The following is a 20013-nucleotide window of genomic DNA, read 5'->3' as shown; positions in this document are numbered from 1 at the left end:
TCCTTTAAATGTATGTTTTCTGCTTTATTCTTTAATGTGAGTCAATCTTTCTCCAGCGACTCGAATCGCTTCAGCTATAAACGGGTCCTCTGGGGACTGATCTGATCCTGTGGAATTTGAATGCGTTTGTTCTCCCCGGACGTTTTCCCACTCTTCTTCTGTTATGGATAGAAGCTGGAGTGGTGTACCTGATACAGTAAGAAACGCACGCTCTACAATACCTCTTAGCTCTGGTTCCATTGTTTTTTCACAATGAATCGACCCTTTAAAAGTAACAATGACAGCATCAGAGCTAGCAACAGTTGGCTGACCGCTTACGACCCATGCATGATATTTATAGTGAACTTTTTTCACTTCTGATAAAATTTGGCCCCACGAACCACGAATTTTTTGAGAAAGTCCCTCATCCACTTGTCGAACGGTTTCGCGTACCTTTGTCATAGAAGTCTTCGAACCGCCTGTAACCGGCATAGCCCGTCGGACTTCTCGTTGTTTCCCATCCTCTGAAGGCGACTTTCCTCCTCCTACAAGGTTCCCCTGTAGAATTTGATTCAGTTTCTCTTCTAGCATTTTTACACGCTCTAAGAGAGGAGCTACATCTGGGCTAGAAACCGCTCCAGTCCCTCCAGAAGCAAGGTTTGGTTCAGATACCACCCCTACTCCATGACCAGCCTCCAATACCTCTTGCCCTGTAGATACAGGAACAGCTTTGGAAGTTGGGGCAGATTGGTGGCATAAGCGAACTAATGTCATCTCTACCAAAACTCGTGCAAACGTTGACCATTTAAGTTGAGTCAAGGCCTGATTAAGCTGCTCTATTACTTCATATAAAACAGGCAGAGCAAATCTGTTGGCTACATCTGGGAATTTTTCATCAATGAGTGTACGTTCCATAATTTCTTCCAAATTAGGGGCTGTTTTATATAACAACATATCCCTAAAATAGAACAATAGATCTTGTAAGAACTGTTCAGGGTCTTTTCCCTGAGACATAATCTTCTCCAGCTCTTCCATTACCCCAGTTACATTTTGTTCAGAAATCATATGACCAAGAGTAGAAAAATAAGCTTGTGACACAGCCCCTGTAATCTTTAACACATCGGATGCGCTCACTTGATTCCCGCTATAGCTAATCGCCTGATCTAGCAAGCTAAGTGCATCACGCATTCCACCCTCAGCCATTTTAGCAACCAACTGGAGTGCTTGTTCCTCAGCTTCAATTTTTTGAGCATCACATATATGCTGTAAACGGCGGGTCATTTCAGCTAGTGATATGCGATGAAAATCAAAGCGCTGACAACGGGAAATAATGGTTGCTGGTAGCTTATGTGGCTCGGTCGTCGCTAAGATGAATAGTACGTGCCCGGGTGGTTCTTCTAATGTTTTTAACAGTGCGTTAAACGCCTCTGTTGTCAGCATGTGTACTTCATCAATAATGTACACTTTATATTTTACTTCGCTTGGTGCAAATTTGACCTTATCACGTATATCTCGAATTTCTTCTACACCACGATTTGATGCAGCGTCAATCTCCAAGACATCGGTCACTGAGCCTTCTGTAATTGCTATACATGCTGGACATTGGTTACAAGGTTCACCAGCCTGTGGATTTTGACAGTTTACTGCTTTTGCCATAATCTTAGCTGCACTAGTCTTCCCTGTTCCCCTTGGTCCATTAAACAGGTAAGCATGCGAAAGTCGCCCCTCGCGAAGAGCATTTTGCAAGGTAGTTGTGACATGAGTTTGTCCAATCACATCACCAAAGGTTTGCGGTCTATATACCCGATATAGCGCTGTATAAGCCATCCTTGCTCACTCCTTCTCACCTGTTTTGTCAAACCTTCTGATCTTATCTATTATACTATAAGCAATAGCCTTTTTCCAAAGTTGGTTACGCCAAACCATATTTGAACTCAAATAACATAGCGCTCAGATACATCTCACTATACATGAGGACGCCCCGAGCGCTATGTTTTTTTACATATATGATAATAAAATGTGAAAGGTCGTTCCAAATCCTTTAGAGGAGACACGGATTTGTCCTCCAATATCATGAATGATTTTTTGGCAAACAGATAACCCTAGCCCAGTCCCTTCATCTTTTGTTGTGAAAAAAGGATCGAAAATCTTATCAATTAAATATCCAGGTATCCCAGGTCCCGTATCTTGAATATTTAGACTAATCTTGTTGGAATCCTCTTCGTAATGGTATGATACCGTCAGGGTTCCTTCATTTCCCATAGCTTCCATTCCATTTTTACAGATATTTAAGAAAACCTGCTTTAATAGTTCAGCATCACCGACAACCATCGGTAAGGCCTCTGTCCCTGTGTAACGAACCTCAATTCCATGCAACAAAGCTTCATTCTCGACGATAGGCATGATTTCTTCAAAGACAGTATGTAAACTGATCATTTGATATTGAACATCGCGAGGTTTGCTCAGAAGCAGAAATTCACTGACTAATGAATTAATCCGATGCAATTCAGTTAACATAATATCAGTAAAAGTCTTTTCTTTATCCATCCCGTTTTCCTTAAAGGATTGCTGAAACATTTGTAAAAATCCTTTGATTGAAGTTAACGGATTTCTTATTTCATGAGCAGTCCCTGCTGCGATTTGTCCGATCATCGCAAGCCGGTCACTCCGCTCAATCTTTTGTTCCAATGAACGCATATTGGTCACATCTTTAAAGATAACATAAGCTCCAACAATTTGACCTACTTCATTATGCAAAGTATTAGAGTCTACTAAAAGCTCGTAACGTTGCTTTTGATTGGTCCAAGACATAGCTTTATTTTGGAATTTTACCCCCTCTAAAAGCTCTCGTTGTACTAGTCGCTGCTCCTCAGGAATCCCTGCAAAAACCTGATCAATATGCTGATTTAATACAAGCATTCGTTCTACACCTAATATTTTACAGGCTACTTGACTTATATCGACCAATCGAGCCTGAACATCTAGAACGACGACACCCAGATTAATTTCAGAGGTGAGTTGGTTAGCCATACGTTGGGATAGGGATATGGATAAATCTTTGGTTAGCTGGAATAAATGGAAAAAATAAATCGGCTCCTCATTTTTATAAGAAGTAGTAATCATAACAGGTGTTTTTGATTTTTTACCCTGAACATCTTGATAAATCATTTCTGTTGGTTTTAACGACTGTTTTTCTTTGTCTAATAAACTATCGTAAAGATGACTCACAGAATTCATATACGGTATTACTTTTTGAAATGGTGCAGCGATGATCTGTTCATAGCTAAACCCTGTTGCCTGTAATAAGGCTTCACTCACTTCCAAAATGAGACCCTGTCCATCAACAATGAGTAAAGCGTGCTTGATGTGTTGTGAGTATTGCTTTAGTCTTGAGAAAGCATGGCACTTCTGTGACGTTATTATTTTCTCCAACTGTTGCCTCTCCCCTTCCCCATTACTTTCAGTAAGCGGTTTTTACTTTTAGTAGACTTCAAATACAGATTCGGCAACAAAATGGTAAGCCCCTGCTTGTATGGAATAGTTTTCCTCCAAAATATATCGCTAGCCTTCGCCAGGTAACAACAAAAAACGCCACTTATCAAAAGTGACGTTCTAGTTATATGTATAGATGCCGTGCACCTATCATTGATACATTCCATCCGAGCGTTACTTATACAATCGACTCAGACCAGGCTACCCTACGGCACACGCAAGGTCCTACTTATGGCTGCTTCCTTCCGGACCTGACCAGGTTCATAGGTTCACGTTGCATAGGACCCAATCCTCAACACCGATGGTATAAGGCAGACCTCACATAAAATGACCGCTGATAGGAATTCAATCCTGCTACTGCGGATTGCAGGTTACAGGGCACCGCAACCTCCCCATCTAGCACGGCAAACTTTATAAACAAAGTACTGAAAATCTTTTGCTCACTAAGCATACCATAATAGAATTGGGATAAGCAAGCGATAAACAAATCCAGCACAGGAAAAAGCAAGCAAGTGTATTTCCAGAGTGTCTCCTTGATTTTCGTTATCAGATCAGCCAATATAGGGAGAAAGGAAGAACAAAGTGAGGCTGAATGAATGAAACGTGAACGTCTAGATAAAATATTAGCTAACACAGGAAAAGGAACTCGTAAGGAAGTAAAACAACTGATCAAACAGCGCATCGTTACTGTTGATGGTATCGTGGCAACTGATCCTGGTATGCACGTTATTCCAGAACAACAGCATATAGAAATTGATGGTGTTCCGCTTCTATTTAAACGTTGGGTATTCGTTATGCTTAATAAACCAGCAGGTGTTATTTCAGCAACTGAGGATGCCCTACATGAAACGGTTGTTGATTTGTTACCTGATGAATGGAGACACAAAGTGCACCCTGTAGGTCGTCTCGATATCGACACAGAAGGCCTTCTCCTTCTAACCAACGATGGGCAGCTCTCCCATAGCCTGCTTTCTCCTAAGAAGAAAGTGGACAAAGAATATTTTGCCCGTATTGAGGGGCGCGTTACAGATGAACATATTGCTGCTTTCAAGCAAGGTGTAACATTGGACGATGGTTATGAAACCATGCCAGCTACTCTGGAAATCCTCCAATCAGGGGACATCTCTGAAATTCATGTGACCATCATGGAAGGGAAATACCATCAGGTAAAGCGTATGTTTGCCGCTTTCGACCTTAAAGTTATCTACTTGAAACGAGTGCGTATGGGCCCTCTCTTACTCGATGAATCACTTGAGCTAGGTGAATTCCGTGAGCTAACGGAAGAAGAATTGAACTCCTTACGTAAAGGACAAGAAAACGAATAAGATAAAAGCGGTTTTTAATTCGTTTGTGTGAGGGAGATGCTCTTTGCATCTTCCTTCTTCTTTTTTCGCAGTTGTCGAAAAAAATCTTTAAGCATCATCTGGCATTCTTCTTGTAAAATCCCTGCCCAAACAGGTACCTGATGATTAAATCTTGGTTCGTCGCATAAATTCATCAATGTTCCTGCACAGCCCGCTTTTGGATCAGTTGCCCCGTAATAAACCTGTTCGATCCGGCTTTGTACAATGGCGCCAGCACACATCGGACATGGCTCTAGAGTCACATATAGGTCACATCCGATTAACCGCCATCCCCCTAAGTTTTTACTCGCTTCACGTATAGCAATCATTTCGGCATGTAAGGTCGGGTCCTTTTGTGTTTCACGTAGATTATATCCCCTGCCGACAATCTCTCCCTTTCGTACGATAACCGCACCAATCGGAACCTCTCCTAATGCTGCTGCCTTTTTTGCTTCATTCATCGCTTCTCTCATAAACCTCTCGTGGTTTGGTTCCATCTATCATCACTACTTTCCGTACCCATTTCTATTATTCTTCAGTATAGCTCGCAATGTACTTAACTTCAAACCTCACTCTGATAGATCCACACTGCTTTCTCGGCAACTCCACTCGCCATTCCTCAGGGAAGTATCTCTGTTAGAGGAGAAGTGGCTAGTACCGAAGCATGAGCCGAGAGAAGCTCGCGTTAAGAAAATAGGCCATACAAAAAAACACGCTATCAAATAACGTGTCTTCTCTATTTTTTCGAAGCAATATGTCCTGTCGATAAAATATCGCGCAGCTTCTTTACCGCTCTTTTTTGAATACGACATACACTCATCTGTGAAATTCCCAATTCATTAGCAATGGTTCGCTGAGATAAACCGTCTATGTATGCAGAATATATGACTTTTTGCTCCTCTTCCTTTAATTGTTCCATCGCCTCCCCTAAATCCAGCTGATTTTCAAGCGCTCCAAAATCGTCTACTGGGGAACTAACTAAATCCCCAATCGTTGACCCGCCCTCGTCTGTACTTAGAGGAGCATCAAGAGATGTTAGTTGGTAATACTCACGCCCAGCTAATACCTCAATGGCTTCCTCTACAGACATTTCCATTTTATCGGCAATTTCCTGAACATCTGGAGAACGCTCCAATGTAATGGTTAGCTCATCAATAACCTGTTGAATACGTGCTCCCTTCTCCTTAATTCGACGTGGCACTTGGACATACCAAGATTTATCTCTCAAATAATTCTTCATATGCCCAATTAAACTTTTCATCGCATAAGGTTCAAAAGCAAATCCTAAACTAGCATCAAATTGCTCTAATGAGCGCAGTAATGATATCTGCCCAATCTGATATAAATCCTCATAAAAATCCCGACAGTTACGAGAGATCTTTTTAGCCGCCATTTTAATCATAGAGTCATAATTAACTAACAAATCGGTAGCTAGTTCTTGGCAGCTGGTTTCCTGATACCTTCGTATCTTTTCTAGATCACTCTCTGCTATCCCGGGAGATGACGCTAACATTGGATTCTGCTGCATGCGTATTCCCTCCTAGACTTCCGCCAAGCCATTTAGTAAGTACCACCTCTGTACCATTTTCATTTGATACCTCAACTTCATCCATCAGCGCTTGCATCATGTAGATTCCTAAACCGCCAGCTTTTACATCTGCTATTTCTTTATCATGCAAAGAGCTCGCTTTTTCAGACACCGTTTTGTAATCAAAGCTCTCCCCATAGTCTTTAATGACAATACGCAAGCTCTCAGGTGCTGTCTCGAACGCCACATCAATAAAACCATCTTCCACTCCTTCATAGGCATGAACAATAACATTATTACAAGCTTCAGATACAGCAACCTTCATATCTTCAATATCTTCAAAAGAAAAACCCATTCTGGTTGCTAATCCATATAAAGAGAGCCGAACTACATCGATAAAGTCAGCATGAGCGGGTATGGTCATGCGGACTAATTTATTTTGAGCAATCATGCCGTTCCTCCTGTCTTATCCATACGTGATTCCTTTTGTGGCATTAAAAACTTAGTAATCCCAATCATATCGAACAGACGCTGGGTTTTAGGAGAAACTTCCTCTACATTCAAAGTTGTTCCCATTTCATTCCGCATTTTTAGAAAGGAAATAATAATGCCTATCCCTGTGCTATCGATATATCGTAAATCTCGTAGATTTAAGGTTAATGTTTTATCTTTTTGTATAGCGAGGGGCTCCAAAACCGTTCGAAAATAAGGAGCCATCGATAAATCAAGCTGACCTTGCAGAAATACAATTGTGCCTGACTCTGTTTCCTGCTGTGTCATTTCAAAAACATTCGTTGGGTTCATTCTCATTATCACCTCTGCATTAATAACTGATCTTTTATCATGTACCCACATTTATCTGTTATTGAATCAATATAAAAATATTTGATACATCACTAGAAGATGCCAAAGAATGGGGAGAACCCATCCCATGTGACTCTCCCCTTTTGTTTTTCATCCTTTGGCTCTTTTTTATTTTAATTTGGTTTTGCCACTACTAATACACGACCATTGTCCAATTCACGCTCATAACGCTCTGCTTCTGATTTACTCAATCCTAGCGATTCCATTTTAGAGCGCAATTCGTCCCCACGAGAACGGAATAAATTTGCGATACTACCAAATACTCCTTCCTCGCTTACTCCTATTTCCTCCGCTTCTGTAGTTTCTGCAAGGGTATGGGTCCGCTTTTCATCATGGGCTAGTACATAAATATGATCAGGAGCGTATCCCAAACGGTCGAACTGTTGAATAACTTCTTTCACCTGTACTCCGTTTTCTACTACATGAACTTGTGGTACCATTGTTCATTCCTCCTTCAAATGTTTATGTTTCTTGCTTGCCCTTTACTTACCCTAGCTTTTTTTGACTGAAACAAAAATAACTGTAACGAATCGCTCTCGATTAGCTTGTTTCAGCTATCTATTAGTAGGGTAAAAAGTAAGCACTCACCCCTAAAAACAGCGCAACGAAAGCATCCACGCCTCTTCATCGTCGCTATAACAAAGGGATTATCAAGAGTTAATTTAGATGATCATTATAAGGGGGAATTTCCAATGAATAAGTCTACATGGATATTTCCGCCACCAAATAGAAAAAGAGCAGGTTATCTTTAAAAGGAACCTACTCTTTTTTCTGTATGCATGTAGCCTGTTTGTACCACATTGTGCTAGATTATAGCCAAACTCCCTCTCCTATCTACTACCTGAAAATTGTTCTTCTTCTGTTGATCCATGCAAGGCAGTCGTAGAAGAATTACCGCCTGAGATGACTTGTGCAACTTCGTCAAAATATCCTGTTCCTACTTCACGTTGATGCCTTGTTGCGGTATACCCCTTTTGCTCACTAGCAAACTCTGCTTGCTGTAACTCTGAGTAAGCCGCCATTCCTCGATCTCGATAGCCGTGGGCTAGCTCAAACATACTATGGTTAAGCGCATGGAAACCAGCCAGGGTAACAAATTGGAACTTATACCCCATCTTCCCGATTTCCTGCTGGAAGGAAGCGATGGTATCCTCATCTAGTTTCTTTTTCCAATTGAAGGATGGGGAGCAATTATAGGCTAATAATTTGTTTGGATATTTCTCATGAATGGCTTCGGCAAAACGTTTAGCTTCTTCTAAATTAGGCTCTGATGTCTCGCACCAAATAAGATCTGCATAAGGAGCATATGCTAGTCCTCTGGCAATTGCTGCATTTAGTCCTCCACGTATTTGATAGAATCCTTCCGCTGTACGATCCCCTGTCAAAAATTCCTGATCTCTCGGATCAATGTCACTTGTAAGTAGGTAGGCGCCATTGGCATCGGTACGAGCTACCACTATGGTTGGCACCCCCATCACATCAGCAGCAAATCGTGCGGCTACCAAATTTCTGACAGCTGCTTGAGTAGGAATTAAGACCTTTCCTCCCATATGACCACATTTTTTCTCAGAAGCTAATTGATCCTCAAAATGAACACCTGCAGCGCCCGCTTCAATCATGGCTTTCATTAATTCAAATACATTAAGTGGTCCACCAAACCCAGCTTCCGCATCGGCTACGATTGGTGCAAACCAATTGATTTCTTCTTTTCCTTCCGAATAAGAAATTTGATCTGCCCGCTGGAAGGCTTGATTAATTCTTTTTACCACTTGTGGCACACTGTTAGCTGGATATAAGCTTTGATCGGGATACATGTGACCAGATAGGTTGGCATCAGCAGCGACTTGCCATCCGCTTAAATAGATGGCTTTTAACCCGGCCTTCACTTGCTGGATCGCTTGATTTCCCGTTAAAGCCCCTAGTGCATGAACATAGTCCTCGGTATGAAGCAGATTCCAAAGTCGATCTGCTCCCAGCTTTGCCAATGTATGTTCGACTTGAATAGAACCACGTAAGCGTACTACTTCCTCAGCCGAATAAGGTCTCGTAATTCCTTCCCAACGTTTAGACTCCCAAGACTGTTCTAATTCCTTGATTTGCTTCAATTTGGTCATTGCTCCCCACTCCTCTTCCTTTTTTAGATGTGCTCATACGCTGGTATCGTAATGAAAGGCATAAATTCTTCCGCCTGAACGACTTCTTTAAACAAAGCAATTGCTCTTGAAAACTCCCCTGCCTCAAAACGTTCCGAACCGATTTCCTGCTGTAAGGTAGCGATTTCTTCATGGATCAATTCCTCTACCCATTCCCATGTGATTTTACGACCATCTGTTACTATTCCATCGGGATGCCGGATCCATTGCCATACTTGAGCACGAGATATCTCCGCCGTAGCCGCATCCTCCATGAGATTGTTAATGGGCACTGCACCCATTCCCCTCAGCCACGCCTCCACATATTGAATAGCTACACTGATATTTGTCCGTAACCCCTGCTCTGTAATCGTACCCTCTGGAACAGCTAATAAGTCTGCTGGACATACCTGTACGTCGGTTCTCTTTAGATGTAGCTGATTAGCAGAAGGCATGATTTGATCAAATACACTCATTGCAACTGGCACAAGACCAGGATGGGCAACCCATGTACCATCATGACCTGCTAGTGCCTCCCTTTCTTTATCCAGCCTTACCTTCTCGAAGGCAGCTTCATTGGCCAATACATCATTGCGAACAGGAATCTGTGCTGCCATTCCTCCCATTGCATGAGCATTTCGTTTATGGCATGTCTGAATGGTTAGATCGCAATAAGCTTTCATAAAAGGAACAGCCATGGTTACTTGAGCACGATCAGGGAATATTATCCTCTTGTTTTTGCAGAATTTTTTGATAAAACTGAAAATATAATCCCATCGTCCACAGTTAAGTCCAGCACTATGATCTCGTAGTTCATACAGAATTTCATCCATCTCAAAGCTAGCAAGAATCGTTTCTATGAGCACTGTTGCCTTAATCGTACCTTGTTCAATTCCTAGCCTTTGTTGGGCGAATACGAAAACATCATTCCATAGCCTTGCTTCTTCGTGCCCTTCTATCTTCGGAAGATAAAAATAAGGACCCGATCCTATTTCCAATAGCTTTTTGGCATTGTGATAAAAATAGAGACCAAAGTCCACAAAACTAGCTGACATAGGGTGACCATCTACATAAATATGCTTCTCTTGTAAGTGCCAGCCACGTGGTCTCACTAACAATGTAGTAATCTGCTCATGTAGCTGATATGATTTCCCCTCTTTACTAGTAAAGGAAATGGTACGGTTAATGACATCTCTCATGTTGATTTGACCTTCTATCGTATTTCTCCAAGAAGGTGAATTGGCATCTTCAAAATCGGCCATAAAAGCTTTAGCACCTGAGTTACAAGCGTTGATGACCATTTTCCGATCTGAGGTGGGGCCAGTAATTTCAACCCGACGATCCTGTAAATCATCAGGAATAGGGGCAATCGTCCAATCCGCTTCTCGAATGTCTTTGGTTTCCTCTAAAAAGTGGGGCATCATTCCCTGATCAAATCCCTGTTGTCGTTTTTCTCTCTTTAGCAAAAGCTCCTGTCGTCTCACCTCAAATATTCTTGATAGATCAGCTAGAAAAGTCAATGCATCTGGTGTCAATATTTCTTGATACCGCTCATTCATCTCTCCAGTAATCTGAACACCAGCTGGATACGGTTGAATTTCAGTCAAAATTCTTTCCATTTTCAACACTCCCCTCCGTGTAACTACCTCCACTTATTCAACTAATCCTGATCCACTACATGTACAACAACTTATACAACCATGTCCTTGGCATGAGACACAGTAATCCCCTTCGTGTGTATGACCTTTTCCCTTACAATGCGGGCAGTCATTTTCGCCATTTCCATTGCATTTGTAGCAGTCCATCTTCCATCCTCCTTATCCTGTCGTAATTCTGTATTATAACAATAATCTTTTATATGAATTAATATATAACAGTTAGTTCTGAATTGACAATCTTTTTTAAAATTATTTTCCAATAAATTCTTTTTTATCATAAAAATTCTTATTCCAATTGCTTTTTATGATGCTAAAAACCACAAAAAACTGGTAGCTGTCTATTGAATAGACGACTACCAGTTTTGCTTTTACCTATGAAGTTTTATACAGCCATTAAACAGTACCTACTCTGTTATTTCTTAGCTGTAATTCGTTCTACTCCACCCATGTAAGGACGCAATACTTCTGGAATCACAACAGAGCCATCTTCTTGTTGGAAGTTTTCCAGAATAGCTGCTACTGTACGACCTAATGCCAAACCAGAGCCATTCATTGTATGCACGAATTCCGGTTTGCTTTTTGCATCGCGACGGAAACGAATATTTGCACGACGAGCTTGGAAATCCTCAAAATTAGAACAAGAAGAAATCTCACGGTAGGTGCTATAGCTTGCAAGCCATACTTCCAAATCGTACTTTTTCGCAGCTGTAAAACCAAGGTCACCTGTACACATGCTCATGACACGGTATGGCAAGCCAAGCTTTTGCAACACGGTTTCCGCATTGTTTACCAGCTTTTCTAGCTCTTCATATGAATCCTCAGGTTTCACGAACTTCACAAGTTCAACCTTATTAAACTGATGCTGGCGAATTAATCCACGTGTATCACGTCCTGCTGACCCCGCCTCAGAACGGAAGCATGCACTGAATGCATTGTATTTAAGCGGTAGTTGAGCGACGTCAATAATCTCGTCACGATGCATATTGGTAACAGGTACTTCAGAAGTTGGGATCAAGAAATAATCAACTCCATCTACCTTAAAAGCATCCTCTTCAAACTTAGGCAATTGTCCTGTCCCGGTCATGCTAGCGCGATTAACCATATATGGTGGTAATACTTCTTCGTATCCATGCTTGTCTGCATGAAGATCCATCATAAAGTTCATTAGAGCACGCTCTAAGCGGGCACCCATGCCTTTATAGAAAACAAAACGGCTTCCTGTAACTTTGGACGCTGTTTCAAAATCAAGAATACCTAACGCATCGGCTACTTCCCAATGTGGCTTTGGTTCAAAGCTGAAGGTTGGAACTTCTCCCCACATGCGATGCACTACGTTATCATCTTCTGTTGTACCTATTGGCGTGCTTTCATGTGGCAAATTAGGAAGGCTTAATAGAATGATATTTAGCTGTTCGTCTAACTCACGTAGCTCTTCATCCAACGCCTTAATGCGTTCATTAACTTGCTTCATCTCAGAAATCAGATGATCTGCATTCTCTTTATTACGCTTTAATACAGCTACTTGCTCTGATACTGTATTACGTTTATTTTTTAGCGTATCGCCTTCTTGAATAAGCTGTCTACGTTTTTCATCCACTTCTGCAAACTGATCCAGTGCGGAGATGTCCTCGTTACGATGCGTCAATCGACGTCTTACTTCTTCAATATCTTGACGCAGTATTTTTACGTCTAACATGTAAAACCCCTCCAAATTTTAGACAAAATAAAAAACACCCATCCCATCTACTAGGGACGAATGTTAACTCCGCGTTGCCACCCTCATTGATAAGCCATATAGCCCGCCTAAATCAAACAAGCTAGTCTTATCCTCTTCATTCCACGTAAATAACGGTACGCGCGACCGGGCAAAGTTATGTCCTTTACCACTCAAAGATGGATTCTTCTGCCCATTGGGTCGATTCGCACCAACCATCGACTCTCTTAACCAATAAAAACAGAGTACTATTTCTTATCAACATGTTCTTTATGGGTGTTTTTCTTGTTATTAAATGTACTACATGATGTAATCAATTGCAAACAATGCTCTATGTTCATTTTACACGCTCTGTTTTATTTTGAAAAGAAGAAAGCACCCTATACGGATGCTTTCCCTGTTGTTAGATATTCTTTCACCATGTCTACAAAATATTTATGCATTCGATAATCATCTGTTAGTTCTGGATGAAAGGATGCCGCTAAAAATTGCCCTTGGCGAGCAGCTACGATATTTTCTTCATGTTTCGCTAACACTTCGCCTTTATCGCCGACTTTTAGGATAAGAGGCGCACGGATAAAGACAGTTGGAAAGTCAGAAGCTACGCCAGCAATTGGCATCTTGATTTCAAAGCTTTCCTTTTGTCGCCCAAAAGCATTTCGCGCCACTTTCATTTCCATTAAACCTAGATGAGCTTCTGGTGCATACTCAATTTCATTTGCAAGTAAGATAGCACCTGCACATGTTCCAAACACAGGCTTCTTCTCATTCGCAAACTGACGAATAGCGTCCATAAAGCCGTATTTATGCATGAGTTTGCTTATAGTTGTACTCTCGCCACCCGGAATGACCAAGCCATCTATCTCAGATAGCTCGTCCACCTTTTTAATTGCGGCAGCTTCTGCACCTGCTAACTCAAGCATGTGCATATGTTCTGCAACCGCACCTTGTAGTGCGAGAACACCGATTCTTGGCTTGCTCATATTACCAACCGCGCTCTTGCATGCGCTCAGCTTGCGGCAACTTAGAAATTTCGATTCCTGTCATCGCAGAACCAAGGTCTTTAGAAACGCGTGCAATCAATTCGTAATCAGTGTAGTGTGTTGTTGCTTCTACAATAGCACGAGCGAATTTTTCAGGATTCTCGGATTTAAAGATACCGGAACCTACGAATACGCCATCCGCACCTAGTTGCATCATCAAAGCAGCATCAGCTGGTGTTGCAACACCACCGGCAGCGAAGTTTACAACAGGAAGCTTTCCTGTTTTGTGAATTTGCTCCAACAATTCATACGGAGCTCCAAGATTTTTCGCTTCAGCCATTAATTCATCATAAGACATGCTTTGTACTTTACGGATTTGCGCTTGCATCGTACGCATATGGCGAACAGCCTCAACAATGTTTCCTGTTCCTGGCTCCCCTTTTGTACGAATCATAGATGCACCTTCTCCGATACGACGAAGAGCTTCACCTAAATCACGCGCACCACAGACAAATGGCACTGTGAAATCTTTTTTATTAATATGGTACAAGTCATCAGCAGGAGTAAGTACTTCACTTTCATCAAGATAATCTACTCCCATAGATTCCAGGACACGTGCTTCTACAAAATGACCAATACGTGCTTTTGCCATTACAGGAATCGTGACGGATTTTAATACTTCCTCTACAATTCCTAGATCAGCCATGCGAGCTACGCCACCGGCCGCACGAATATCAGATGGAACGCGTTCCAGTGCCATAACGGCTACTGCACCCGCAGCTTCCGCAATCTTAGCTTGCTCAGCGTTGACAACGTCCATAATTACGCCGCCTTTTTGCATTTCTGCCATTCCACGTTTAACACGATCTGTACCTACCTGTACCATCAGTGAGCCTCCCCTATAAGTGAACATCCCTACAAAAGGATTAGATTTGAAACATTGTTTTTATTGTAAACCAATCAGAAAAAGTAGACAACATATCTTGACAGAATATTTGCCTTCTTTTAAAGTTCTATTGCTCGCAACGCTACCTCTGCTTCATTAGCCAACAATACTTTTAAACAGACTAGCGATAAATTCAAAGATACTTCTAAAGAATAGGCGAATCCAGCTACCTTCTTCTACATCCTCAGCAGCTATCAAATCTACTCCGCCCTTTAGATTACTTGGCATCAAATAATCGCTTTTTCCTTCTGTATCAAGGTAGACGGTACCAATAACATCACCTTTTTTAATAGGAGCCGTCAAAATTTTATACTCGACACGAGGCGTTGCTTTAGCTTCTTCTCCAATTTTACCCACAACATTAACCGATTTAGTGGTAATAGCTGGAACTTCTAGAGCTACTCCCTTTTTAACTGGTGCATTTTCAAATCCTGGTACAGGTACGCCTTTTCCCAGCTTCTCTGTAGCTTTGTAGGTGCTATATCCATAATTTAATAACTTTTTCGTTTCTTCAAAACGACTTGTTTTTGTTTTAGCTCCCATCACAACTGTGATTAAGCGCATTCCATCACGATAAGCTGTTCCTGTAAAGCAATAGCCTGCTGCATCTGTATAACCAGTCTTAAGACCATCTACCCCAAGTGTTTCATTTGGCAAACCTGGAAGCATCCAGTTATTGTTTGCTAGCTTGATTTCATCTTTTTGACCCTCACGGAACACCCAGCGCGGTATGTTAGAAATTTTTAATGCCTCAGGATAATCAGTCACTAAATGATCTGCCAGGATAGCTGCATCACGTGCAGACATCACATTATCTTTGCTTGTGTCTGCCGGTTTAAACGGACCTAATTCATTAGCAGGCAAACCGGTTGATGTAACAAAAAACGTATTTTTCATCCCGAGTTCTTGGGCTTTTTTATTCATCATGTCTACAAAATTGGCTTCTGTTCCACCAATCTTTTCTGCTAACAGAGCTGTAGCATCGTTAGCTGAGGCAATCGCCATGGCTTTATATAGTTCACTTACCTTGTGACTTTCCCCAGCATTTAAGTACACGCCTGAGGAGTCCTTTATTTTAGCAATAAAGAAGGCATAGTCACTAACAGGTACAAGTTCATCCTCTTTAATTTTTCCTTTTTTAATAGCCTCTAATACCAGATACTCAGTCATCATTTTAGTCATACTAGCTGGTGGCAATGGAGTGTCTGGATTTTTACTATACAAAATCTTTCCCGTTGATGCTTCTACTAGAATTGCTGAACTCGCCACTAAATCAAGATTGGCAGGCGTGTCAGCAGCAGCAGCCTGCATTGCTCCCCCAACAATGGATAGCATTCCAATCGCACCAGCCAATAAAAGTTTGTTTACTCTCGCTGTCCATTTTTGCATCATGTCTACAATCACTCCCCTACTTTTTAAAAATATCCTTTTTTTTCTTTTTCTCTGTTGAACACAGTCTTTAGTCTATCATACTAAAAGCCGTTGTTTGAAGAGCACCATACGCATCTCAATGAGAAAAATTGCTGGTAATGCTAGCCAACAGAAAATCCCCTCTTTTAACCTGACGTTCTAATAGGGTGTTTTGATACAGATTTTATTTGTTTTTTTGGGGATGTAGCTTCTGATTCTACACCCTTCGTGATAATACGATCTTTTACATCGTATATTTTATTCCTTAGATCGTATAAAAAACAAAAGGACTCCCAAATGGAAAGCCCTTTTGTCTCACCTTGCTTTTTAGCTTGGTAAACCTATCGTTGCTCTATCCTTATGAAATAGAGTAGTTTGGAGATTCTTTTGTAATTTGAACATCATGTGGATGGCTTTCACGCAAGCCTGCACCAGTAATACGAACGAAAGTAGACTTATCACGCAAATCGGCAATTGTAGCCGCCCCACAATAACCCATACCAGCACGTAGACCACCAACAAGCTGATACACAACATCAGCCAAAGGTCCTTTATAAGCTACACGCCCTTCAATACCTTCAGGAACTAGCTTTTGAGCATTCTCCTGGAAGTAACGATCTTTACTTCCTGCTTTCATAGCGCCGATGGAACCCATTCCCCGATACACTTTAAAACGACGTCCTTGATAAATTTCAAATTCACCTGGAGATTCATCTGTACCTGCAAACAAGCTACCAATCATGATAACAGATGCCCCAGCACCTACAGCTTTCGCTAGATCACCAGAGTATTTAATACCACCATCGGCGATAACTGGAATATTATATTGACGTGCTACAGTGGCGCACTCATAAATCGCTGTGATTTGTGGAACCCCAATTCCAGCAACAACACGAGTAGTACAAATTGAACCAGGACCAATTCCCACTTTAACTACAGAAGCCCCTGCCTCAATCAGATCCTTTGTAGCTTGTCCAGTAGCGACGTTACCAGCAATAATCGTTAATTCAGGGTAAAGGGTACGTACCTTCTTAACTGTCTCTAGAACCCCTTTAGAATGGCCGTGCGCTGTATCAATGACTAACACATCAATTCCTGCTTGTACTAAAGCCTCAGTACGCTCAAAAGTATCATTTGATACCCCTACTGCTGCCCCGCAAAGCAATCGTCCTTGCTCATCTTTCGCTGCATTCGGATATTGAATAAGTTTTTCGATATCCTTAATCGTGATAAGCCCTTTTAAGACATTATTTTCATCTACCAAAGGTAGCTTTTCGATTTTATGCTTCTGTAAGATTTGTTCAGCTTCCGGCAATGTAGTGCCTACAGATGCTGTAACAAGATTTTCTTTAGTCATTACTTCTTTGACCATAATGGAGAAGTCATGTACGAAACGTAGATCACGATTTGTTAAAATACCAATCAATTGATTTTGATCGTTAACGATTGGTACACCGGAAATACGATATTTACCCATGAGGGCATCTGCATCTGCAACAGTGTGGTTTTCAGTTAACGAAAATGGGTTTGTAATAACACCACTCTCAGAGCGCTTTACGCGATCTACCTCACTTGCTTGCTGTTCAATGGTCATGTTTTTATGAATGATACCTAGACCGCCTTGACGAGCCATTGCAATAGCAAGTGCAGATTCTGTTACTGTATCCATACCGGCGCTAATTAATGGTATGTTGAGTTTCACCTTTTTGCTTAATACTGTGGATACATTAACGTCTTTTGGAAGCACTTCTGATTTAGCTGGTACCAATAATACATCATCAAAAGTTAAGCCTTCCTTAGCAAACTTATTTTCCCACACGGTTCAAGGACCCCTTTCAGCCGAAAATCTTTTCATCAGTGTAGCAAACGGCTCAATTTAATGTCAAGGAATGCTTATATTGTTCGCTTTTATAGGAGAAAATATAAATGTTTCTTAGATTACATAAGAATATTATTTACAAAAATGAATATTCGGAAAATAAAGGGGTAATTTTTCCATGTCTCTTCAAGGTGTCTGGCAACAGCTTTCTATTATGGAAACCGAGCCTACTTCACGTTCTTTTCTTACTGCTTCTTATCAAAGAATGGGCTTACCAAATCCTGAAAAGCATGCCTTTCAAAACAGCACTCGTTTTTTATACACTTGGATGCAGGCTAGACATTTTTATGGGATGGCTGAGAAAAGTTCTTTATTAATCAAGCCTCTCCTATTGTTTTACGGATGCGTTCATTTACTTAAGGGCCTAATCCTTACCAAAGATCCAGATTATCCCCAGAATAGTCGCATGTTACAGCATGGTGTTACCGCACGAAAAGTTAAAAAAAACCCTTATCATTTGTTGGATGATGAAATGAAACCTCAAAAGGAAGGTTTCTTTCCCCATCTATGTCGGCTTCTTTCTATAAGTCCCATATCGGATCGTTATCGAGTAGGTGATCTGTTTTTATCACTACCTGATCTTCGTGAGGAAATGAAATATTTCCAATTATCAAGTCCTTGGGTGCCTGTATCTATCATGACAGAGCGACCATTTGTGTTTACTCTCCCTCAAGCAGATGAAGGAGCACTCTCTTATTCAGATGAAACCTTGCAGCATTATTTAAATCGGTTGTTTTTAGCTACTAATAAACAGGAGTCATCCGCAAGTTTCCCTTCCTTCTGTACACTTAGACAAAACACCGATAAAGCTAGGTTCACTCTACCTCCAGCTTCTTCTTTCTCTAGTCGGATACGTCTTTTTGAGTGTGATGACCGAGTATCTCTATTGGAACATCCCCTATTTTCAATAGACCAAAATAGGAATTTTTATCTTTGGAATGATATCCAGAATCAGCCTATCGCCCTATTTGCCAATCATTATTTATTACTCTATGGTCTAAGCATGCTTTGTCGTTATGAAAGTGAATTATGGGGAGAACTAGTATTGTCACATCAATATGCTGAAAAACTATTAATAGATAAGTTCTGCACGTATCATATGAAGCTTTTTCCATATATGGTAGGGCAGCAAATACAGCTTCTTACGTAATCTGTTAACACACCAAAAAAGCTAGTTACCCATAAATGGTAACTAGCTTCTATCTTTATTCCCTGAAAACTGGATAATAAAAGTCAGCATAAAGGCAATGTGGATAAGTCCTCGACCGATTAGTATTCGTCAGCTCCATGCATTACTGCACTTCCACACCGAACCTATCAACCTCATCGTCTATGAGGGGTCTTACTAGCTTGCGCTATGGGAAGTCTCATCTTGAAGGGGGCTTCACGCTTAGATGCTTTCAGCGCTTATCCCGTCCGCACATAGCTACCCAGCTGTGCCACTGGCGTGACAACTGGTGCACCAGAGGTGCGTCCATCCCGGTCCTCTCGTACTAAGGACAGCTCTCCTCAAACTTCCTACGCCCGCGACAGATAGGGACCGAACTGTCTCACGACGTTCTGAACCCAGCTCGCGTACCGCTTTAATGGGCGAACAGCCCAACCCTTGGGACCTACTTCAGCCCCAGGATGCGATGAGCCGACATCGAGGTGCCAAACCTCCCCGTCGATGTGGACTCTTGGGGGAGATAAGCCTGTTATCCCCAGGGTAGCTTTTATCCGTTGAGCGATGGCCCTTCCATGCGGAACCACCGGATCACTAAGCCCGACTTTCGTCCCTGCTCGACTTGTAGGTCTCGCAGTCAAGCTCCCTTGTGCCTTTACACTCTACGAATGATTTCCGACCATTCTGAGGGAACCTTTGGGCGCCTCCGTTACTCTTTAGGAGGCGACCGCCCCAGTCAAACTGCCCACCTGGCATGGTCCTTCCACCCGATAAGGGCGGCAAGTTAGAAACTCCGTACATCAAGGGTGGTATCCCAACGACAGCTCCACGAAGGCTGGCGCCCTCGCTTCACAGCTTCCCACCTATTCTGTACATGATGCACAAAGTTTCAATACCAGGCTACAGTAAAGCTCCATGGG

Annotated in this window: 16 protein-coding genes, 1 rRNA gene, 1 other RNA gene and 1 other annotated feature (1 of these 19 only partly in view); of the genes, 2 read left to right on the top strand and 16 right to left on the bottom strand. The window is 41.7% G+C overall.

Annotated features, from left to right (window positions below):
* Nucleotides 1–24: 24 nt before the first annotated feature.
* The 3 genes from dnaX to ffs form a co-directional block, all read right to left on the bottom strand.
* Nucleotides 25–1806, bottom strand: a complete 1782-nt coding sequence (gene dnaX / locus ACQV1I_RS00210; RefSeq protein WP_116335079.1) for a DNA polymerase III subunit gamma/tau — start codon at nucleotides 1804–1806, stop codon at nucleotides 25–27.
* A 171-nt stretch (nucleotides 1807–1977) separates the two neighbouring features.
* Nucleotides 1978–3411 (bottom strand): PAS domain-containing sensor histidine kinase, encoded by a 1434-nt coding sequence (locus tag ACQV1I_RS00205; protein ID WP_018672358.1) that lies wholly within the window; start codon nucleotides 3409–3411, stop codon nucleotides 1978–1980.
* A 199-nt stretch (nucleotides 3412–3610) separates the two neighbouring features.
* Nucleotides 3611–3876: signal recognition particle sRNA large type (gene ffs, locus ACQV1I_RS00200), an RNA gene on the bottom strand.
* A gap of 191 nt (nucleotides 3877–4067) precedes the next feature.
* Here ffs and ACQV1I_RS00195 point away from each other — a divergent pair.
* Complete coding sequence (locus tag ACQV1I_RS00195) at nucleotides 4068–4796, top strand: pseudouridine synthase (protein ID WP_094702249.1); 729 nt, start codon at nucleotides 4068–4070, stop codon at nucleotides 4794–4796.
* A gap of 14 nt (nucleotides 4797–4810) precedes the next feature.
* On the opposite strand, the gene tadA is transcribed toward ACQV1I_RS00195, so the two are convergent.
* From tadA to guaB, 12 genes are all read right to left on the bottom strand, one after another.
* On the bottom strand, nucleotides 4811–5311 hold the full coding sequence (gene tadA / locus ACQV1I_RS00190; RefSeq protein WP_094702247.1) for a tRNA adenosine(34) deaminase TadA: 501 nt from the start codon (nucleotides 5309–5311) through the stop codon (nucleotides 4811–4813).
* Nucleotides 5312–5550: 239 nt separating this feature from the next.
* Nucleotides 5551–6342 (bottom strand): sigma-70 family RNA polymerase sigma factor, encoded by a 792-nt coding sequence (locus tag ACQV1I_RS00185; protein WP_176452476.1) that lies wholly within the window; start codon nucleotides 6340–6342, stop codon nucleotides 5551–5553.
* On the bottom strand, nucleotides 6293–6793 hold the full coding sequence (gene rsbW, locus ACQV1I_RS00180; RefSeq protein ID WP_094702245.1) for an anti-sigma B factor RsbW: 501 nt from the start codon (nucleotides 6791–6793) through the stop codon (nucleotides 6293–6295). Before rsbW ends, ACQV1I_RS00185 begins: the two co-directional genes overlap by 50 nt.
* A complete protein-coding gene (locus ACQV1I_RS00175) occupies nucleotides 6790–7146 on the bottom strand; it encodes an STAS domain-containing protein (RefSeq protein WP_018672363.1) in 357 nt (118 codons plus the stop codon). The genes rsbW and ACQV1I_RS00175 overlap by 4 nt, the downstream gene beginning before the upstream one ends.
* Nucleotides 7147–7319: 173 nt before the next feature.
* Nucleotides 7320–7646: a general stress protein gene (locus ACQV1I_RS00170; protein ID WP_018672364.1), complete on the bottom strand. Its 327-nt coding sequence runs from the start codon at nucleotides 7644–7646 to the stop codon at nucleotides 7320–7322.
* Between the two features lie 390 nt (nucleotides 7647–8036).
* The gene (gene aceA / locus ACQV1I_RS00165) at nucleotides 8037–9320 is read right to left on the bottom strand and encodes an isocitrate lyase (protein WP_116335080.1); all 1284 of its coding nucleotides are present in this window, start codon (nucleotides 9318–9320) and stop codon (nucleotides 8037–8039) included.
* A 23-nt stretch (nucleotides 9321–9343) separates the two neighbouring features.
* Nucleotides 9344–10957: a malate synthase A gene (gene aceB / locus ACQV1I_RS00160; protein WP_116335081.1), complete on the bottom strand. Its 1614-nt coding sequence runs from the start codon at nucleotides 10955–10957 to the stop codon at nucleotides 9344–9346.
* A 451-nt stretch (nucleotides 10958–11408) separates the two neighbouring features.
* Nucleotides 11409–12692 carry a serine--tRNA ligase gene (gene serS, locus ACQV1I_RS00155; protein WP_094702238.1) on the bottom strand — a complete coding sequence of 428 codons (1284 nt, stop codon included), beginning with the start codon at nucleotides 12690–12692 and terminating at the stop codon, nucleotides 11409–11411.
* Nucleotides 12693–12741: 49 nt separating this feature from the next.
* Nucleotides 12742–12981: a binding site (T-box leader), on the bottom strand.
* Nucleotides 12982–13090: 109 nt separating this feature from the next.
* Entirely contained in the window at nucleotides 13091–13693 is a 603-nt protein-coding gene (pdxT, locus tag ACQV1I_RS00150) for a pyridoxal 5'-phosphate synthase glutaminase subunit PdxT (protein WP_094702236.1), read from the bottom strand.
* A 1-nt stretch (nucleotide 13694) separates the two neighbouring features.
* Nucleotides 13695–14579 (bottom strand): pyridoxal 5'-phosphate synthase lyase subunit PdxS, encoded by an 885-nt coding sequence (gene pdxS, locus ACQV1I_RS00145; protein ID WP_018672370.1) that lies wholly within the window; start codon nucleotides 14577–14579, stop codon nucleotides 13695–13697.
* A 156-nt stretch (nucleotides 14580–14735) separates the two neighbouring features.
* A complete protein-coding gene (locus tag ACQV1I_RS00140) occupies nucleotides 14736–16031 on the bottom strand; it encodes a D-alanyl-D-alanine carboxypeptidase family protein (RefSeq protein WP_116335083.1) in 1296 nt (431 codons plus the stop codon).
* Nucleotides 16032–16407: 376 nt separating this feature from the next.
* Complete coding sequence (gene guaB, locus ACQV1I_RS00135) at nucleotides 16408–17868, bottom strand: IMP dehydrogenase (RefSeq protein WP_018672372.1); 1461 nt, start codon at nucleotides 17866–17868, stop codon at nucleotides 16408–16410.
* Between the two features lie 178 nt (nucleotides 17869–18046).
* Between guaB and ACQV1I_RS00130 the strand changes: the two genes are divergently transcribed.
* Nucleotides 18047–19078: a YaaC family protein gene (locus tag ACQV1I_RS00130; RefSeq protein WP_094702232.1), complete on the top strand. Its 1032-nt coding sequence runs from the start codon at nucleotides 18047–18049 to the stop codon at nucleotides 19076–19078.
* 99 nt (nucleotides 19079–19177) lie between these two features.
* Here ACQV1I_RS00130 and ACQV1I_RS00125 read toward each other — a convergent pair.
* Nucleotides 19178–20013, bottom strand: a 23S ribosomal RNA gene (locus ACQV1I_RS00125); it runs 2093 nt beyond the window's last position.

This window comes from Brevibacillus sp. JB24b (assembly GCF_051713385.1).
GTDB lineage: Bacteria > Bacillota > Bacilli > Brevibacillales > Brevibacillaceae > Brevibacillus_B > Brevibacillus_B laterosporus.
Note: the sequence above shows the minus strand (reverse complement) of the source record. Positions and strands in the feature narration are given on the sequence as shown.